Annotated in this window: 14 protein-coding genes; 7 read left to right on the forward strand and 7 right to left on the reverse strand. The window is 73.1% G+C overall.

Going from position 1 to position 16544, the window contains the following annotated elements; translation table 11 throughout:
• Positions 1-194 precede the first annotated feature (194 nt).
• From AB0I60_RS05780 to AB0I60_RS05790, 3 genes are read right to left on the reverse strand one after another with little or no spacing between them, the layout of a single operon-like run.
• Positions 195-2948: a hypothetical protein gene (locus tag AB0I60_RS05780; protein ID WP_360726059.1), complete on the reverse strand. Its 2754-nt coding sequence runs from the start codon at positions 2946-2948 to the stop codon at positions 195-197.
• Positions 2945-4618, reverse strand: coding sequence for a polyprenyl synthetase family protein (locus AB0I60_RS05785; protein WP_360726060.1), 1674 nt, complete (start codon positions 4616-4618; stop codon positions 2945-2947). The genes AB0I60_RS05780 and AB0I60_RS05785 overlap by 4 nt, the downstream gene beginning before the upstream one ends.
• Complete coding sequence (locus AB0I60_RS05790; protein ID WP_360726061.1) at positions 4608-5633, reverse strand: hypothetical protein; 1026 nt, start codon at positions 5631-5633, stop codon at positions 4608-4610. Before AB0I60_RS05790 ends, AB0I60_RS05785 begins: the two co-directional genes overlap by 11 nt.
• Before the next feature lie 307 nt (positions 5634-5940).
• On the opposite strand from AB0I60_RS05790, the gene AB0I60_RS05795 reads away from it, so the two are divergent.
• Both AB0I60_RS05795 and AB0I60_RS05800 read left to right on the forward strand, forming a co-directional pair.
• Entirely contained in the window at positions 5941-6792 is an 852-nt protein-coding gene (locus AB0I60_RS05795) for a TIGR04222 domain-containing membrane protein (RefSeq protein ID WP_360726062.1), read from the forward strand.
• A gap of 495 nt (positions 6793-7287) precedes the next feature.
• Positions 7288-7824: a hypothetical protein gene (locus AB0I60_RS05800; RefSeq protein WP_360726063.1), complete on the forward strand. Its 537-nt coding sequence runs from the start codon at positions 7288-7290 to the stop codon at positions 7822-7824.
• Positions 7825-7837: 13 nt separating this feature from the next.
• Here the strand turns inward: AB0I60_RS05800 and AB0I60_RS05805 are convergent, their stop codons facing one another.
• Entirely contained in the window at positions 7838-9571 is a 1734-nt protein-coding gene (locus tag AB0I60_RS05805; RefSeq protein ID WP_360726064.1) for a hypothetical protein, read from the reverse strand.
• A gap of 90 nt (positions 9572-9661) precedes the next feature.
• Positions 9662-10669: an NAD-dependent epimerase/dehydratase family protein gene (locus tag AB0I60_RS05810; protein ID WP_360726065.1), complete on the reverse strand. Its 1008-nt coding sequence runs from the start codon at positions 10667-10669 to the stop codon at positions 9662-9664.
• A 229-nt stretch (positions 10670-10898) separates the two neighbouring features.
• Here AB0I60_RS05810 and AB0I60_RS05815 point away from each other — a divergent pair, with 229 nt between their 5' ends.
• The 4 genes from AB0I60_RS05815 to vanX all read left to right on the forward strand — a co-directional run bounded on the left by AB0I60_RS05815 (position 10899) and on the right by vanX (position 13971).
• Positions 10899-11162: a hypothetical protein gene (locus AB0I60_RS05815; RefSeq protein WP_360726066.1), complete on the forward strand. Its 264-nt coding sequence runs from the start codon at positions 10899-10901 to the stop codon at positions 11160-11162.
• A 204-nt stretch (positions 11163-11366) separates the two neighbouring features.
• Entirely contained in the window at positions 11367-12323 is a 957-nt protein-coding gene (locus AB0I60_RS05820) for a D-isomer specific 2-hydroxyacid dehydrogenase family protein (RefSeq protein WP_360726824.1), read from the forward strand.
• Positions 12320-13348, forward strand: a complete 1029-nt coding sequence (gene vanA, locus AB0I60_RS05825) for a D-alanine--(R)-lactate ligase (RefSeq protein WP_360726067.1) — start codon at positions 12320-12322, stop codon at positions 13346-13348. The genes AB0I60_RS05820 and vanA overlap by 4 nt, the downstream gene beginning before the upstream one ends.
• The gene (gene vanX, locus AB0I60_RS05830; RefSeq protein ID WP_360726068.1) at positions 13345-13971 is read left to right on the forward strand and encodes a D-Ala-D-Ala dipeptidase VanX; all 627 of its coding nucleotides are present in this window, start codon (positions 13345-13347) and stop codon (positions 13969-13971) included. Before vanA ends, vanX begins: the two co-directional genes overlap by 4 nt.
• Before the next feature lie 14 nt (positions 13972-13985).
• Here the strand turns inward: vanX and AB0I60_RS05835 are convergent, their stop codons facing one another.
• Entirely contained in the window at positions 13986-15074 is a 1089-nt protein-coding gene (locus tag AB0I60_RS05835) for a HAMP domain-containing sensor histidine kinase (protein ID WP_360726069.1), read from the reverse strand.
• Positions 15067-15759 carry a response regulator transcription factor gene (locus AB0I60_RS05840; RefSeq protein ID WP_360726070.1) on the reverse strand — a complete coding sequence of 231 codons (693 nt, stop codon included), beginning with the start codon at positions 15757-15759 and terminating at the stop codon, positions 15067-15069. Before AB0I60_RS05840 ends, AB0I60_RS05835 begins: the two co-directional genes overlap by 8 nt.
• Before the next feature lie 198 nt (positions 15760-15957).
• Here AB0I60_RS05840 and AB0I60_RS05845 point away from each other — a divergent pair, with 198 nt between their 5' ends.
• Positions 15958-16380, forward strand: a complete 423-nt coding sequence (locus tag AB0I60_RS05845) for a M15 family metallopeptidase (RefSeq protein ID WP_360726071.1) — start codon at positions 15958-15960, stop codon at positions 16378-16380.
• Positions 16381-16544 lie beyond the last annotated feature (164 nt).

Genomic DNA, 16544 nt, shown 5'->3' on the forward strand with positions numbered 1-16544 from the left:
ACTCCTCGCGCTCGACGCCCGGATGCGTCGAACGCTAGTTCCGCACCCGGTCCCGCACGGGGTGCGAGAGGGTGGGTTTCACCCGAACCGCCGCCCGGGCAAGCCGCCTCGGTGATGCGCGCGGCGACCCTCGTCGCCGACCGTGCACGCGGGGGCCTCCGCGCACCCCCGGATCGGGGGCGCGGAGGCGCCGGTCAGCGGTTGCAGCGGGACGGCTCGGCCCGGTCCACGACCTCGGCGTGCAGGGCGAGCGGGCGGGCGTCACCGATCCTCGCCTCGCCGTCGCCGCGCAGCCCGGGTGCGGCACCCCCGTCGGCGGTGAGGCCGAGGACGTAGGTCAGGTACAGCCCCTGGGACGCCCGGAGCGCGGGCATCCCGGTGATCTCCAGGACGCTGCCGCCCCCGGTGACCCGGTGCCGGATGTCGGCCTGGCCGCCTTGGGTGTGCCGGCCGCCGCTGTAGTAGGAGTACGAGACGTACCCGTTCCAGCGGAACCCGGACGGGGCGCGGAACACCTGGCCGAGGCTGCCCACGTCCGAGTCGACGGCGCGCTGGAAGCCGACCGTGACGGCCATGAACCCGGACTCGCCCGGCTTGGCCTCCAGCAGGGCCGGCTGGACGACCGGCAGCGCGGCGTCGTCGTTGGCGAACGACTGCGGCTGCGCGGTGCCCTGCACGGTGGCCGCCAGGGACAGCGGACGGGAGTCGCCGACGACGGCCGTGCCGTCGGTTCGGCGGCCGGGCCGGGCGTCCGCCTTCGCCCTGATGCCCAGGACGTAGGTGAGCACGTAGCCCTCGTGGGTCCGGAACCGCTGGAGCCCGGTCAGCCGCAGCCGCCGGCCGTCCTGCTCCAGGGCGGGTTCCAGCGCGGTTCCGCCGCTGCCCTCGCTCCCCCCGCCGGCGTGGTAGTAGGTGAACGAGAGCCGGCCGGTCCACTCGAACCCGGTCGGCGCGTCGAAGACCAGTTCGGCGCGCGCCACGTCGACCGGGGTGCCGTCCGGGTTCTCGACGCTGACGGCGAGGTTGCCCTCGGCACCGGGCGCGACCGAGGGCGCGGCGTGCAGGCACACCCGCAGGTCGTCCGCCGGGACGTGCTGTTCGGTCTCGGGCTCGTCCACGGTGACGGGCTCGGTGACGGGTTCGGTCTCGGTCACGGGGTTGCTCACGTCCTCGGTGACCGGGTCGCTGACGGGCTCGGCGAGCCGTGCGGTGTGCGAGTCGGACGTGACCGGCGCGGTGTTGCCGCGCGTCGACGTCGTGATCACCGCCGCGCACGTCACCTCGCCGGTGGCCTCCCGGTCGACGGTCCCGGTGGCGGTGACCGTCGCGGTGCCGCCGACCGGGAGGTCGAGCTGCTGCCGGAAGACCCCTTCGCCGACGCTGCCCGGGATCGTCGCCACCGCGCCGGCCTGCGAGACCTCGACGTCCACGTCCGCGAGCGATGGGGCGAAGGTGCCGGTGACCACGGCGTCGGGCACGTCGTTCGGCCCGTCGTTGCGCACGGTGACCACGAAGGCGGCCCGGCTGCCGGCGGGCACCTCGGCCGGCCCGTCGACGGCGAGCGGCACGGCGGCGGGCAGGGTGACGGCGAGGTCGCGCACGCAGTGCCGGGAGATCTTCCCGCCGGTGCAGGCGGACAGGCCCAGCTTGAACGTCTCCGGCATCGGTTCCTGGCCAGGGACGAGCGTGAGGTCCACCGCGTCGAACACGGTCGTGGTCGTGTCGCCACGGGTGACCCGCACGGTCACGACGGCGTCCACGACCACCACCTGGACGTGCGCCCGGTCCTCCCAGACGGCGTTCAGGCCACCCGGCGCGGGGACACCGCGGATGAGGTCGAACCCGCTGCGGCGGTCACCGGAACCGCGCAGCACGACGTGGCCGGGCTTGCGCGCGTCCTTCGGGGTGGGTCCGGCCGTCGCGCGGGAGAAGTTGCCCCACTTGTCGAAGCCCAGGCCGATCCAGCCCCGGGTGACGCCGTCGTGGCCGGTGCGGTCGAGCGCGTACCCGAGTCCGTCGCCGTAGCCGCCGGCGTCCGTGTCGTGAGCGCCGTCGACCAGGTAGACGGCGAACCCGTCGCCGCTGCCGCCGGCGCAGTAGAAGTCGAAGTCGACGGTGACACCGGCCGCCGAGGGGAACGGGGTGTCCAGCAGGGCCGTCCCGGACTTGCGCTGCGCGGCCGGGGTCAGCTCCAGGCCGTCGCCGGTGAGGGCCGCGTCGCCCCGCAGCGTCCACCGGTGGTCGAGCTGCTCGGGCGCGGTGACGCGGAAGGACTCCACGATGGGGAACACCGGGTTCGGGAGGGCGTCCACCGGCCGCGCGGGTTCCGGCGTCGTGGTCGCCGCGTCGTCCTCCGCAGTGCCCTCTGGGGCGGTGTCGGGGCCACGGTCCGGCTCGCCGGGCACGGGGGGTTCGGGCTCCGCTGCGCGGGGCAGGCGGGGGCCGATGACGTCGAACAGGCCGAGGACGACGTCCTGGTAGAGGCGGAAGCCGCCTTCCAGCGGCGGCAGCGCGTCGCCGACCGTGACTTCGACGCCGACCGGGGTGTCGTCAATTCCCGTGTCGGAGGCGGGAGCGGGGTCGGCCGGGGGTGGGGTCAGCGCCTCGGTCAGGCCGTGCACCACACCGCGCAGCGCCGGCACGTCCAGGGCGGTCCTCAGCTCGGTGCCCAGCTCGGCGGGGGACAGGACCGGCGGCGGCTCACCGTCGATCATGAAGTCCTCCCACTCCAGCAGGTCGAACAGGAACTGGCCGCCCTTGTAGAACGGCCACGGGGCCAGCGCGTCGAGGATCTGGCGGCCACGCGGCGGATCGTCCTGGCGCAGCGCGACACCGCGCCGGGCCAGCGTGCACAGCACCGCGCGCAGCCGGGCGTTGACCCGGCCCGCGTGGCGCAGCGCGGCCCGGTCGCCGTCGCGCAGCGCGGAGTGGTCGAGGACGTCGGTCACAGCGGCCTGGTGGTGACGTAGTGGGCGATCTGTCGCAGCACTGCTTTTCCCTCGTTCTCCGGGATGATGGCCAGGTCGCGCTCGAACCGGGCGATGCCCTCGGCGGCCAGCCGGTCGGCCAGCTCGGTGGCGTAGTCGATGGAGCCGTGCCGCCGCATCGCGTCGAGCAGCTCCTCGGCGTCGTCCTGGGTCTTCTCGACCCGCCTGCGGTGCAGCAGCTCGCCGAGCCGCACCCGCTCGCGCTCGCCCGCCTCGCGGAACAGGTGGATCAGCATCACGGTCCGCTTGCCCTCCAGCAGGTCGCCGAGCGCCTCCTTGCCGTAGAGCGCCTCGTCGCCGACCAGGTTGAGGATGTCGTCCTGGATCTGGAACGCGATCCCGATCAGCCGGAACGCCTCGTCGAAGCGGCCCAGCACGTCCGGGTCGGTGATGCCCGCGCACACCGCGCCCATCCGGCACGGGGTGATGCACGTGTACCAGCCGGTCTTCTTGGTGCTCATGGTGAAGTAGTCCTCGTCCCGGGGCGGCACCACGCGGCGGTGGATCCACCCCAGTTCCAGGGCCTGGCCCTCCACGGACTCCCGGCACATGTGCATGGCCTCCTGGATGAGCCCCAGCGTCCGGGCCAGCCCGAGCGTTTCGAGGTTGGCCAGCACGGCGTCGACCGCGAGCAGGTTGAGCGCGTCCCCGGTGTTGACCGCCAGCCCGTTGCCGAACTCGGCGTTCATCGTCGCCAGGCCCCGGCGGTGGGTCGACTCGTCGGCGATGTCGTCGTGCACCAGGAAGCCGTTGTGGAACAGTTCGAGCGCGGCGGCGGCGCGCACCGCGTTCTCGGGCTTCTCGCCGAATGCCGTGCAGGCGGCGAACACCAGCGTCGGGCGCAGGCCCTTGCCCTGGCGGGTGGGGTAGGACCGCATCAGGTCGTAGAGGTCCTCCTTCGGCTCGCGGTCGGGCAGCAGCCGGTCGATCTCCCGGTTGGCCCGCGCGCGGCACGCGCCCATGGTCTGCACCAGGTCGGCGTCGCAGACCGGGCGCACCTCCCACCAGCCGGTGCTGCGGCGGCCGTCCCACAGCAGGCGCGGCGCGGCGGTCGCGGTGCCGCCGACGACCACCTGGTCGCCCGGGTCGAGCGGTTGGCGCGCGGCGAGGAAGTCGACGGCGCTCCAGCCGGTCGACCCGTCGCCGTGCGGGGAGACCCGGGGCGCGGACTCCCCGGTCACCCGGCCCCACAGCTCGGGGACCTGCTCGCGGTACTCGCGCCAGAGCTGCTGCACGAACCGCAGGCCGGAGGCGCGCTGGGACAGCAGCACGAACGCGCGCCACACCGCCAGCACCCGGTCGCGCGGCCCGCGCACGTCCAGGCTCTGCGGCAGCACCTGCTCCACCGGGGGCCGCTGGGCGTCGAAGACCAGGTTCATCGCCCGGTCGTCGAAGGCGACCTCCACGTCCGGTTCGCCGACCAGGTCGGGTTCGACCAGCAGGCGGCTGTAGCGGGCGGTCATGGTCACCCGGCTGCCGTCGTGGAAGTGCAGCGCCAGCCGGACGTCCCGCATCTCCTCGGCCGCTGCGGCGACGATCGCCGGCGCGCGCTCGGACAGCGCGGCCACGGTCTCGGCCAGCAGCCGCGCCCCGGTGCGCGGCGGGGCGCCGGGCGGGGTCTCAGTCGTCACGGGCGTCCCCGGCGAACTCGACGATCCCCCGCGCCTCGAAGCCGAACTCCCGCCCCGACACCACGCCCGCGATCGCGCAGTCGCCGAGCAGTTCGTGCACGCTGAACGGTTTCAGGCTGGTCTCCGAGGGATTGGCGATGCGGGCCGCCGTGCTGGGCCGGAAGTCGAGCACGAGCCGGTCGTCGCCCAGCCGCGCGGTGATCAGCAGCCGGCTGGGCACCGCCGGGGCGGGTGCCGTGGCCAGGGTGCGCGCCAGCGGCGGGACCAGTGCGACCCGGTCGCGGTCCAGTTGGCCGTGCACCGCGACCTCCAGCCGGCGGCGCGGGAAGTGCCGCACCATCCGGCCGTCCCGCCACAGCATCACCGAGCCGTTGGCGGCGTCCGGCGGGTGCAGCGGCTGGATGAGGGTGAACACCACCGACCACGGCGGCGCGTCCACCCCGTCGCCGGAGGGCGCGTTGGCGAAGCCGAAGACCCAGCCGCCCAGCACCGGCCAGCTCCACCGGCCCCGGACGCGCTCGTGGTACCCGAGCAGCTCGCACTCGACGTCACCGCGCGGCGGGCGCAGCGTGCCCGAGCCGCGCACCCCCGGTTCGGACTGCCACCGCAGGTACTGGTCGTCCCCGAACGGGGCGGTCTGGGCCGTGCACGGCCTGCTGGTGCGGGACAGCCGCAGGTCGACGGCGGGCCGTCCCGCCGAGGCGGCGACCGGGAACCCGCCGGGCGACGCGTGCGGGTGCGGCAGCCGGAACGCCGACCATGCCGGGTCGGGCGCGACCGCGTTGAACTGGGTGGACGACCAGCCCTGGTCCGGGTCGTACACCAGGGCGATCGCCATCCGCTGCGGTGCCCACCGGTCGGCCGGCCCCGCCTGAGGCGGTTCCGGACCGAGCACCGACAGGTTGGCGATCACCGCGTGCGGGGTGGTGGTCGACAGGAACGCGTAGTGCAGCCACTGGCGGTCGAGCGGGTGGCACAGCTCCGCCTCCGGGAAAGGGCCTCGCACACCCAGCATCCAGCGCTCCTCCTGGGCCTTCGCGGCGGTGGGATCTCGTCCGACACCGCCCGCGCGGACCGGGCGGAGCGGAGGTCGGCACCCGGCGGCAGCTCGTCGTCGGTGACGTCCGCGCGACCGGGTGATCAAGGAATAGCGCACGGGGTCGAAGCCGCGCGAGCCGTTGTCGTCTATCGGGTGTGATCGTGCCCGGAAAGGGTGCAAGTCGGATCGGCGCTGCTCGACGCGCGGTGAGCGGTCGGGTGGAACCGCCGGTGCGCTCGCGCCATCGGAGTGTGATCACGACGGGGGGAGTGCGGTGGACTGGGTGTTGGTTCTGGTGGGGATCGCGGTCGTGCAGGTGCCGGTGGTCGTGCTGTGGTGGCGCGACGTCCGCCGGGTCGGCGCGCGGGCGCCGGGCGAGACGGCGCTGCCGTGGTCGGTGCTCGACCTGGCCCTGCTCACCGGCGGACCGGCGAGGGCGGTGGACGCGCTGCTCGTCGGTCTGGTCGAGAGCGGCGCGGCGCGCGCGGAGGGCGGTTGGGTGGCGCGGGCCGCCGGGCAGGCCCGGGACGCGGAGTCCGCCGCCGTGCTGGGCGAGCTGCCCGAGACGTGGGAGAACCTGACGAACGTCCGCGACCGGGTGGCCGCGAACCGGGCGAAGCTGTTCCTGACCCGCGCCGACGACCTCGTCCGCAGGGGGTTCCTGGCCCGGAGTCGGCAGCGGGTGTCCCTGAAGTGGATGTGCTACGGGCTGCTCGCGCCGTTCGTGCTGGAGATCGGGTTCATCGCGGTGACCGGCCCGCACCCCGGGCACAGCGTCGCGCCGCTGCTGGTGTTCCAGGGGACCGCGATGGTCGTCGCGTGGGTGCTGTCGGCGGTGCGGCCGGGCGGCTGGCGCGGGTACCGGCCGTGGACGGCCCTGGGTCGGGCGTGCGCCGGGACCCTCGCGGACCGCCTGGCCGTCCCCGGCGCGTCGCAGGCGGTGCTGACCGCGTGCGGCGGCCTGTCGGCGATGACCGACGAGGCGATGCGCGAGGCGGTCCGGGGCCGGGCCCCGGACGGGAGTTGGCGCCGCCCGCTGATCCCCGGCACGGCCCACGCACCCAACCGCTACCTGCCGGTGGCGTATGACCACGCGGTCGACGCCCTCACCGCAGCCGTCGTCGCGGACCGCTGACCCCACCGCGATCGGCGGTTGCCGCAGGCGAGCTACCCGATGTGATGATTGTCGGCGATTGCCTTGGAGCATCGGGGTGCGACATGTTGCAGTGTCAAGCACTTCAGTGACTATCCGCATTGGTGCGGAATACGGCTCAACGTCCCCTGAACGGCGTCTGGTCTCACCGATCGGTGGGGAGTGACGGCAGCGGACGGTCACCACTTCTCGCGCCCTGGACGAGTGACGGCACGCCCGCGCAGGCCGCCGACGTGACTGGTGACTGAGAAGCCGTCGTCACCGACCCGCGTGCGAGGAAAGAAGGACCATCGCCGCGCCGGCGGGGTCGTGTGCTGGTCAGCTCCCGGCCGCCGCCCGCCGAAGATCGACAGGGGCCTCCTCTTGACGCCTGTCACCTGCGCGGAAAGGGCGCATCACCCGACCGTGCTGCTCGTCACTGTTGGCACACTGCCGCCCTGTCCCGGTTGATCAGCGACAGAGCGGAGGAGGCCCGGAATGCGACGGCTGAGCATCACGATCAACGACGGTGTCTCCCGGTGGGCGTCCGGCGTCGCCCGGGAGCACGGCCTGGAGCACGCGCCGCTGGTGTGGCGGGTCACCCGGTACGAGCGCAAGGTCAAGGGCAGTCCGAGGAACGGGTGCCCGCCCGCCACGGCGTCGGCCATCCTGGGCCTGTGGGCGGACGTCCTCGGGCTGGTACACCGGCAGCCGACCTGCTACCGCGACGTCGGCAAGGTGATCTACGCCGGGCGGGTGGACAACCACCCCGTGGAGATCGTGGCGATGGTCGACCGCGCGGCGAACCGGCGCGCTCGCCTGGCGCACCGCGCCGGCCGGGGTGCGCTGCGGTCGACCGTCGTGGAGGGGACGTGGTCCGGGCCCTCGCTGTACCTGCTCAGCCCGGCCACCGGCCGCGCGGGGGCCGACGCGGAGGTCCTGGACGAGCCCCGGTCCGGCCGGCTGGCGACGGTGCCCGCCCAGGTGTCGCGGGTCCGGCTGGGGGACGGCGGCCTGCACGTCCCGAAGGTGTAGCGACTCGGCGCGGCTACAGCGGGTGCCACGTGCGGTCGTCGCGCCGCAGCCGTTCGATCCGCTGTTGCAGCCGGGCCACGCGTTCGGCCGCCGGCCGGTTGCGGGCGTCCGCCACCGCCTTCAGCGTGTCGCGGAGCAGCGGCGCGTGCTCGGCGTCGACCTCCCGCGCCCGCTCGTCCCGGATGATGTCGAGGAAGCCCGCCACGGCGTGGTCGTCCCCGAGCTCGCCCACGACGGTGACCGAGCGGATCAGGTCGCGCGCGGACGGGGTGCCGCCGCTCCCGCGACCGTCGACCGGCGTCACCACCGAGAACCCCTCCAGGGCCGGGTCGTCGGGGAGCAGCGGGACGGGGCGCGCCGAGGACGGGGTGAAGCCGGGGAGGGCGGCGCGCGTCCCCTGGCGGCTCTCCAGCAGGACCACCGCGTCCTCCACGCGGCCCAACTCCCGGATGGCGTCCAGCTCCTGGGCCAGCGGCGGCGTCTTCTCGTGCGCCCACACCACGATCCGCTCGGCGAGGCCGATGAGCAGGCGGACGTGCGGCAGCCAACTGGTGCCGGGCAGGTACAGCAGCCTGGGCGACCTGCGCCGGCCGTGCACCGACAGGGTTTCCCCGTCGATCTCCAGCGCGGCGGCCCCGGTGTTGGCCACCTGGACGACGTCGGTCAGGTCCACGAGCCGGTTGACCAGGTCCAGCCCGTCCGCGAAGTGGATCGCCCGCGCGTAGACCTCCTCCTCCCCGTGCGGGTCGGCCCAGGCCGGGGGCGAATCGGTGACGACCGCCCGCTCCAGGAGGTCGAAGTTCCGCAGCAGGAGGACCCACGGCTCCCCGAAGCAGGTGGCGTGCCGGACGAATGCGGCGGTGGCGTGGTGCAGCAGCCCGGCCGCGCGGAGCCGCTCGCGGGACTCCGCCCCCGCGCCGAACCGGAACTCGCGCCGGAACCTCCTCCTGCGCGCCTCGGCGTACGCGACGGTGAACTCCGGCTCCGGGAACCGGGCGTTGTCCAGCGCGTCCAGGGCGTGGCGCGCGATGGACACCCGGCTGCCGACCTCCTCGCCGTCGTCGCCGGCGAACGTCCCGACCACCCGCCGGTACTCGTCCCGCGCCGCCGGTTCGTCGCCGAACTCCAGCAGGCTCGTCGCCTTGTTCAGCATGGCCCCGGCCACGGTCGACCGCAGCCAGTTGTCACCGCTCGCGCCCCACCGCGCGATGATCTCGTCGCACACGTCGATGCTCGCCTGCGTGCGGTGCGCGATGTCGTCGGCGGTCCTGCCGACCGTGTAGAGGACGCTCAGGTCCGTCAACGCCTTGCAGGTCGCCCGGTCGACCTCGATGCCGCCGTCCGCCGGAGCGGCGCGGGCGACCCGCGTCAGCAACCCGATCGCGCGCCCGTGCAGGTGCGGGTCCTGCCCGACTCGCGCGCACAGCGCGACCGAACCCAGGATCGTGTTCCACGACCGGGTGCCGCCGCGCGGGACGTACTCGTCGGTGAGCCACTCGGACAGCGTGATCGCGTCGTCCCATCGACCGAGTGCCGTGCACCGCTCGACGGTCGCGGCGACACCGGTCCAGTGCGCGGCCTCGTTGTCGAGACCGGGACCCATGGCGTCGAGCAGTTCGGGCATGGTCCGCATCAGCCAGACGCGGAACTCGCCGTCACCGCGCGCCCCGCTGTCCCTGCGCGCCGAGTCCCACCTCGCCAGCAGGTCGTCCGCCGTCCGCACGGGGTCGAACCCGGCGTCCTCCACGCGATCCCCCCAAGCCCCGTTCCGCGATCGGGCACACGCGGGAGTATGGGCCGCCGGCGCGGGTGCCGGCCAGGGCGGGATCGGCCCGGGTCACGGGTGGAGCGCCGGGCTGGCGGGCTCCCCGTCCTTGCGGGCCATGCCGTCCAGCAGGTCGCGCAGCACGTGGCGGGCGTCGTGGCGGGGCGTCCAGCCGAGTTCGTCGCGCGCCCGCGAGGTGTCCAGCAGCGGTGAGGTGAGGGCGAGGTCGACCCACCCGTGCGACGTCGGCTGCAAGCGCAGGTTCCAGGACGCCCACGCCAGCCCGCGCAGGACGGGGGACGGGATCGGGACGTGCCTGGTGTGCAGGACCTCCGCCAGGACCTCCGGCGTGACCACGGGCTCGGCGGCCAGGTTGAGCGGTCCGCCCACCCTGTCCTGGAGCACGAGCGCCACCGCCTCCGCCACGTCGTCCGAGTGCACGAACTGGAGCACCAGGTCCTTCGGCACCGGCAACACCGGCAGCTTCACCCCCAGCAGCGAGGACGGCACCAGCGGGCCGAGGAAGTAGCGCTTGATCTCGGTGGCCGCGTCGGGTTGCAGGATCAGCGCCGGCCTGATGCGCGAGATCACCAGGTCGGGGTTGTCGTACTGGATGCGGTCCAGTTGGCGTTCGACGGCGGCTTTGTGGCGGCTGTAGTACGACGTCGGCACGCCCCCGGTCGGCCAGTGCTCGTCCACCTCGCGGTCCTTGGCCGCCGGCGAGTACGCGCCGACCGACGACATGTGGACCAGGTGCGGGACGCCGGCGTTGAGCGCCGCCGCGAACACGCGCTCGCTGCCGCGCACGTTGGTCCGGTACAGCGCCGTCTCGTCGTGACCGGGCTGGATCCGCCACGCCAGGTGCACGACCGCGTCCGCGCCGCGCAGAACGTCGGTCAGCGGCTCCTCCGCCCCGCTCTTGGACAGGTCCAGCGGCGTCCACTCGATGTCGTACGGGGGTTCGGGCTCGGGCGGTGGGCGGCGGGAGACGCCGTGCAGCTCCACATCCGGTTCGGTGGCGAGCCTGCGCAGCAGGGCGGTGCCCACGTTGCCGGTCGCGCCGGTCACGACGATCCTCATACGCAGCGGCTACCCGCGATGGTGCGTCGCAACCACACCCGACCAGGTCGTCCTCCGGCGGAGCGGGCCGGACCGTGGACGCAATCGCTTGCGCAGCCGGGAGAGCGACCAGTCGCTGTTCACCGTGACAGGTGATTTCCCGGCGTCCCGATGGCGACACCCGCGCGCTGTGCGTGTACTCGCACTGGATCAGCACGCCCACGAAGTGGAGGACAGGGTGAAGGCTCTCGTGGCAAGGATTTCCGTGGTCGGCTTCGCGCTGGCGATCGCCGGTGCGCTGGCACCCCAGGCGGGTGCCGCGACCGCCCCGCCGCGCAGCTTCGGCGACTGCATGGACATCGCGGTCGAGCACGCGGACGTGTGGGTCGCCCACGACGCCTGCGACGCCAAGTCCACCGTCGACTGCTACCGCATCTTCTACAAGGAGTACGGCCGGCAGGAGTGGGCGTTGCGCGCCTGCCAGGCCCGCAACAACGAGGACCACGACTCGTAATTCCCCGAGGCTCGCGCTCCCGGTCCCCACCGGCGCGAACTACCGGACGGTAGCTTATCGTCCGCATATCCGAAACCGCATACGTGCCGGCAACGCGCCGTTGGCTTGACTTGGGGCATGGCCAACCGCGAACCAGCACGCACCGGGGCTCGCCGGGCCCGTTCGCCGGCGTCCCGGTCCTCTCCGGTCGCCCCGATCACGGGGATCACGGTCTACGGCTGCGAGCCGGACGAAGCCGCCCTGTTCCGCGAGCTGGCACCCCGGTACGGCGTCGTGCCGACCATCACCGACGCGGCGGTGCGCGACGACAACGTCGCGCTCGCGGCCGGGAACCGGTGCATCAGCGTCGGGCACAAGACCCGGGTCGCCAACTCCACCCTGTCGGCGCTGCGCCACGCCGGCGTGTCCTACATCTCCACGCGCAGCGTCGGGTTCAACCACATCGACGTCGACCACGCGGCGCGCGTCGGCATCTCGGTGGAGAACGTCGCGTACTCGCCGGACAGCGTGGCCGACTACACGCTGATGCTGATGCTCATGGCGGTGCGCGGCGCGAAGTCGACCATCCGTCGCGCGGACGCCCACGACTACCGGCTGGGCGCGGTGCGGGGGAGGGAACTGCGCGACCTGACCGTGGGGGTGGTCGGGACCGGGCGCATCGGCACGGCGGTCGTGGTCAGGCTGCGCGGTTTCGGCTGCCGCGTGCTGGCCCACGACACCCGTCCCGGTGCCGTCGCCGACTACGTCCCCCTCGGTGAACTGCTGCGGTCGAGCGACATCGTCACGCTGCACGCGCCGCTCAACGCGAGCACGCACCACCTCCTCGACGCCGAACGCATCGCGCAGCTCAAGGAGGGCGCGTTCGTCGTCAACACCGGACGCGGCCCGCTGATCGACACCGCAGCCCTCCTCGCCGCCCTGGAGAGCGGCAGGGTGGGCGGTGCGGCGCTGGACGTCGTGGAAGGCGAAGAGGGGATCTTCTACGCCGACTGCCGCGACAAGCCCGTCAAGAACGAGTCGCTGGTGCGGTTGCAGGCGCTGCCGAACGTCGTCATCAGCCCGCACACCGCCTACTACACGGACCACGCCCTCGGCGACACCGTGGTCAACAGCCTCGTCAACTGCTTGAACTTCGAGAGTGAAAGGCGTCATTGGATATGAAGGTCGGCATTGTCTTCGGCGGCACCTCCGAGGAGCACCCCGTCTCGGTGAAGTCGGCGCGGGAGGTGGCGAGGCACCTCGATGCCGGGAAGTACGAGGCGTTCTGGATCGGGATCACGCGCGACGGTGCCTGGCGGCTCTGCGACGGCCCCGGTGAGGGCTGGGAGACCGGCGGTCGCCGGGTCGCGCTGTCGCCGGACCGCAGCGCACCCGGCCTGCTCGTGCTGGAGGGCGGCCGGTACGCGACGATCGGCCTGGACCTGGTCTTCCCCGTGCTGCACGGCAAGTTCGGCGAGGACGGCGCGTTGCAGGGCCTGTTGGAGCTCTCCGGCATCCCCTACGTCGGCTGCGACGTCCAGGCTTCCGCGCTGTGCATGGACAAGTCGCTGACCTACACGGTCGTCGGCGACGCGGGGATCGCCACGCCGAAGTTCTGGACGGTCGCACCGGATGAGAAGGTCGACCCGGGCCGGTTCGACTACCCGGTCTTCGTGAAGCCCGCCCGGTCGGGCTCGTCCTTCGGCGTCACCAAGGTCACCCGCGAGGAGGAGTTCGACGGCGCGGTGGAGGCCGCGCGCCGGTACGACCCGAAGGTCGTGGTCGAGGAGGGCGTGGTCGCCGCCGAGGTGGGCTGCGCGGTCCTGGGCAACGACGGCGACCTGGTCGTGGGGGAGCCCGACCGGATCACGCTGTCCCACGGGATCTTCCGCATCCACCAGGAGGACGACCCGGAGAGCGGGTCCGAGAACTCGACCGTCACCGTCCCCGCCGACATCCCGGCGCAGTCGCGCCTGCTCGTCCAGGAGACGGCGAAGGCCGTGTACCGCGCCCTGGGGTGCCGGGGGCTGGCGAGGGTGGACCTGTTCCTCAAGGAGGACGGGGCGGTGGTCCTCAACGAGGTCAACACCCTGCCCGGACTGACCTCCTACAGCCGCTACCCGAGGATGATGGCGGCGGCCGGGCTGTCGCCCGCCGACGTGGTCGACCGGCTCGTGGCGCTGGCGCTGGACGGGAAGCTCCGGTGAGGGACGACTTCGGCTTCCTGGACGAGTTCCTGCCCGGCCTGCGCTGGGACGCGAAGTACGCCACCTGGGACAACTTCACCGGCAAACCCGTCGAGGGGTACCTGGCCAACCGGATCGTCGGCACGGAGGCCCTGTGCGCGGCCCTGGGGTCCGCGCGGGAGAAGGCCGCGTGCCTGGGCTTCGACCTGCTCGTGTGGGACGGCTACCGGCCGCAGCGCGCCGTGGACAGCTTCCTGCGCTGGGCCGGCGAACCGGAGGACGGCCGGACCAAGCGGCGGCACTACCCGAACATCGGGCGCCACGAGATGGTCGGGCGGGGGTACGTGGCCGCCAGGTCGGGGCACAGCCGGGGCAGCACGGTCGACTTGACGCTCTACCACCTGGACACCGGCGAACTGGCCGCGATGGGCGGCGACCACGACCTCATGGACCCGGTCTCGCACCACGGGGCGCGCGGGATCGCGCCCGAGGAGGCGAGGAACCGCCGGCACCTCCGCACCATCATGGAGTCGTGCGGGTTCCGTTCCTACGACTTCGAGTGGTGGCACTACACGCTCAAGGACGAACCGCACCCGGACTGCTACTTCGACTTCCCGGTGGGCGGGCTCGACTTACCGGGGTGACCGCAGCACGACCGTCACCGGCCGTCCGAAGGGGGAGCGGCGGGCAGGCGCACCGTGACGCGGAGCCCGCCCTCGCCCCTGGGGGTGAGGGTGAGGGTCCCGTCGTGCGCCTGGGCGATGCTCTTGACGATCGCCAGGCCGAGGCCCACGCCCACGTGGTCGGTGCGCACCCGCTGGGTGCCGCGCTGGAACGGCTCGGTGAGCGTGGCGACCAGTTGCGGGGTGAGCTTGGACCCCGTGTTCTCCACCGCCAGCTCCACGGTGCCGGGGTGGACGCTGGTCGTCACCCACACCGTGCCGTCCGCCGGCAGGTTGTGCACGATCGCGTTGTGCACCAGGTTCGTGGTCATCTGCACCAGCAGGGTGTGGGAGCCGGTGGTGGGTGCGATGTCGCCGGAGGTCTCGACGGTGGTGCCGCGCTTCTCCGCCAGGGGCAGCAGCGTCTCGGTGGCCTCCTCCGCCGTGAGCGACAGGTCGACGTGCTCCCGGCTGAAGGCCCGCTGGTTGGCGCGGCTGAGCAGCAGCAGGGCTTCGGTGAGGTCTATCGCCCGGGTGTTGACGAAGTGCAGGCGCTCGATCAGCTCGCCGTTGTCGCGGTCCGGGTCGGTGCGGGCCACGTCGAGGAGCGTCTGCGTGATCGCCAGCGGGGTGCGCAGCTCGTGCGAGGCGTTGGCCGCGAACCGGCGCTGCTCGGCGTCGTGCGCTTCCAGCCGCGCCAGCATGGTGTCGAAGGCGTCGGCCAGCTCGCGGAACTCGTCCTGGCGGCCTTCCAGGTGGATGCGGTGGGACAGCGAGCCGTCGGCGGCCAGGCGCGTGGCGTGCGTGATGCGGGTCAGCGGCGCGAGCATGTTGCCGGCCAGGAACCACCCGCCCACGAGGCCGAACACCAGCAGGAACGCCATCATCGCCTCGGCCTTCGGGGTGAAGGCGCGCACCAGCTCGGTGCGGTCGGGCACCTTCGCCGCCGGGTTGAGCACCTCTGGCACGTAGCGCAGCAGGAACGCCCACACGACCGCGAGCAGCAGTGCGCCGGAGAGCATGATGAACCCGGCGTAGCTGAGGGTGAGCTTGAGGCGGACGCTCAGCCCCGGCCGCCTATCCACGGTCGCCTCCCCGGCTCCCGCCGGGTGCCGCGTCGATGCGGTAGCCGACACCGGGCACGGTGGTGATGATCCCGGGTTCCCCGAGCCGCTTGCGCAGGGCCGAGACCGTGATGCGCACCGCGTTCGTGAACGGGTCGGCGTTCTCGTCCCACGCCCGTTCCAGCAGCTCCTCCGCGCTGACCACACCGCCCTCGGCGGCGACGAGCACTTCCAGCACGGCGAACTGCTTCCTGGTCAGCGCGACGTAGCGGCCGTCGCGGTAGACCTCGCGGCGGAACGGGTCCAGCCGCAGGCCCGCGATCTCCCGCACGGGCGGCCGGTTGTGCGCCCGCCTGCGGTCGAGCGCCCGGAGCCGGAGCACCAGCTCCAGCAGCTCGAACGGCTTGGTGAGGTAGTCGTCGGCACCCAGCTCGAAACCGGACGCCTTGTCGTCGAGGCGGTCGGCGGCGGTGAGCATCAGGATCGGCATCCCGCTGCCGGAGGCGATGATCCGCTTGGCGATCTCGTCGCCGTCGGGCCCGGGGACGTCCCGGTCGAGGACGGCGATGTCGTAGGCGTTCACGCTCAACATCTCCAGGGCCGTGTCGCCGTCGCCGGCGATGTCCGCCGCGATCGCTTGCAGGCGCAGGCCATCGCGGATGGCCTCGGCCAGATACGGTTCGTCCTCGACGATCAACACGCGCATACGTGCGACGCTACGGCTCGCGGCATCTCGTCGGCATATCGAAAACCGCATACGCGCCGGCAACACGGCGACGGTTTCGCTGTAGGCGTGGCCTACAGCGAACCAGCACGGACAGCACCGCGCCGCGCCCGACCGCCGGCGACCTCCCCGACCACCGCGCGGTCCCTCGGGAAGGCGCACGGAGCAGTGCCCGAACCCGTGACGGTGTTCGACGACGGGACGCCGGCCGTGGCGAACCTGCACCCCGACCTGCTCGTCGCCCTGCGCCGGGCTGCGGCGGAAGCGGCGCGCCACGGTGTCGGGTTCGTGGTGAACGGGGGCTGGCGCTCGCGGGAGTACCAGCAGCGACTGCGCGGGGACGCGGTGGCGAGGTACGGCTCGGAGGAGGAGGCCGCCCGGTGGGTGGCCACGCCGGACACGTCCGCCCACGTGTCGGGGCAAGCGGTCGACGTCGGTCCTCCGGCGGCTGCGGCCTGGCTGTCCGAGCACGGGGCGAAGTACGGGCTGTGCCGCGTCTACCGCAACGAGCCCTGGCACTTCGAGCTGCGCCCGGAAGCCGTCGACGGCGGTTGCCCACCCCTGTACGCCGACCCGTCGCAGGACCCGAGGATGCAGCGCTGACTTCCCGTTCGGGTCTATTCCGGCCTGGCCGGCGGTGCTGTGTTCCTGCCGGTTTTCGGGGCCCGGTGTAAAATCGCCGCCTTTTGTCGGACTCGTTGTCGTGCGGCCGGGTGGTGGGGAGCGGTCCGTGCGCGGCGGTCCCCTCGACACCCGTCGGGTACCCG

Source organism: Actinosynnema sp. NPDC050436 (assembly GCF_040655415.1).
Classification (GTDB): Bacteria; Actinomycetota; Actinomycetes; order Mycobacteriales; family Pseudonocardiaceae; genus Actinosynnema.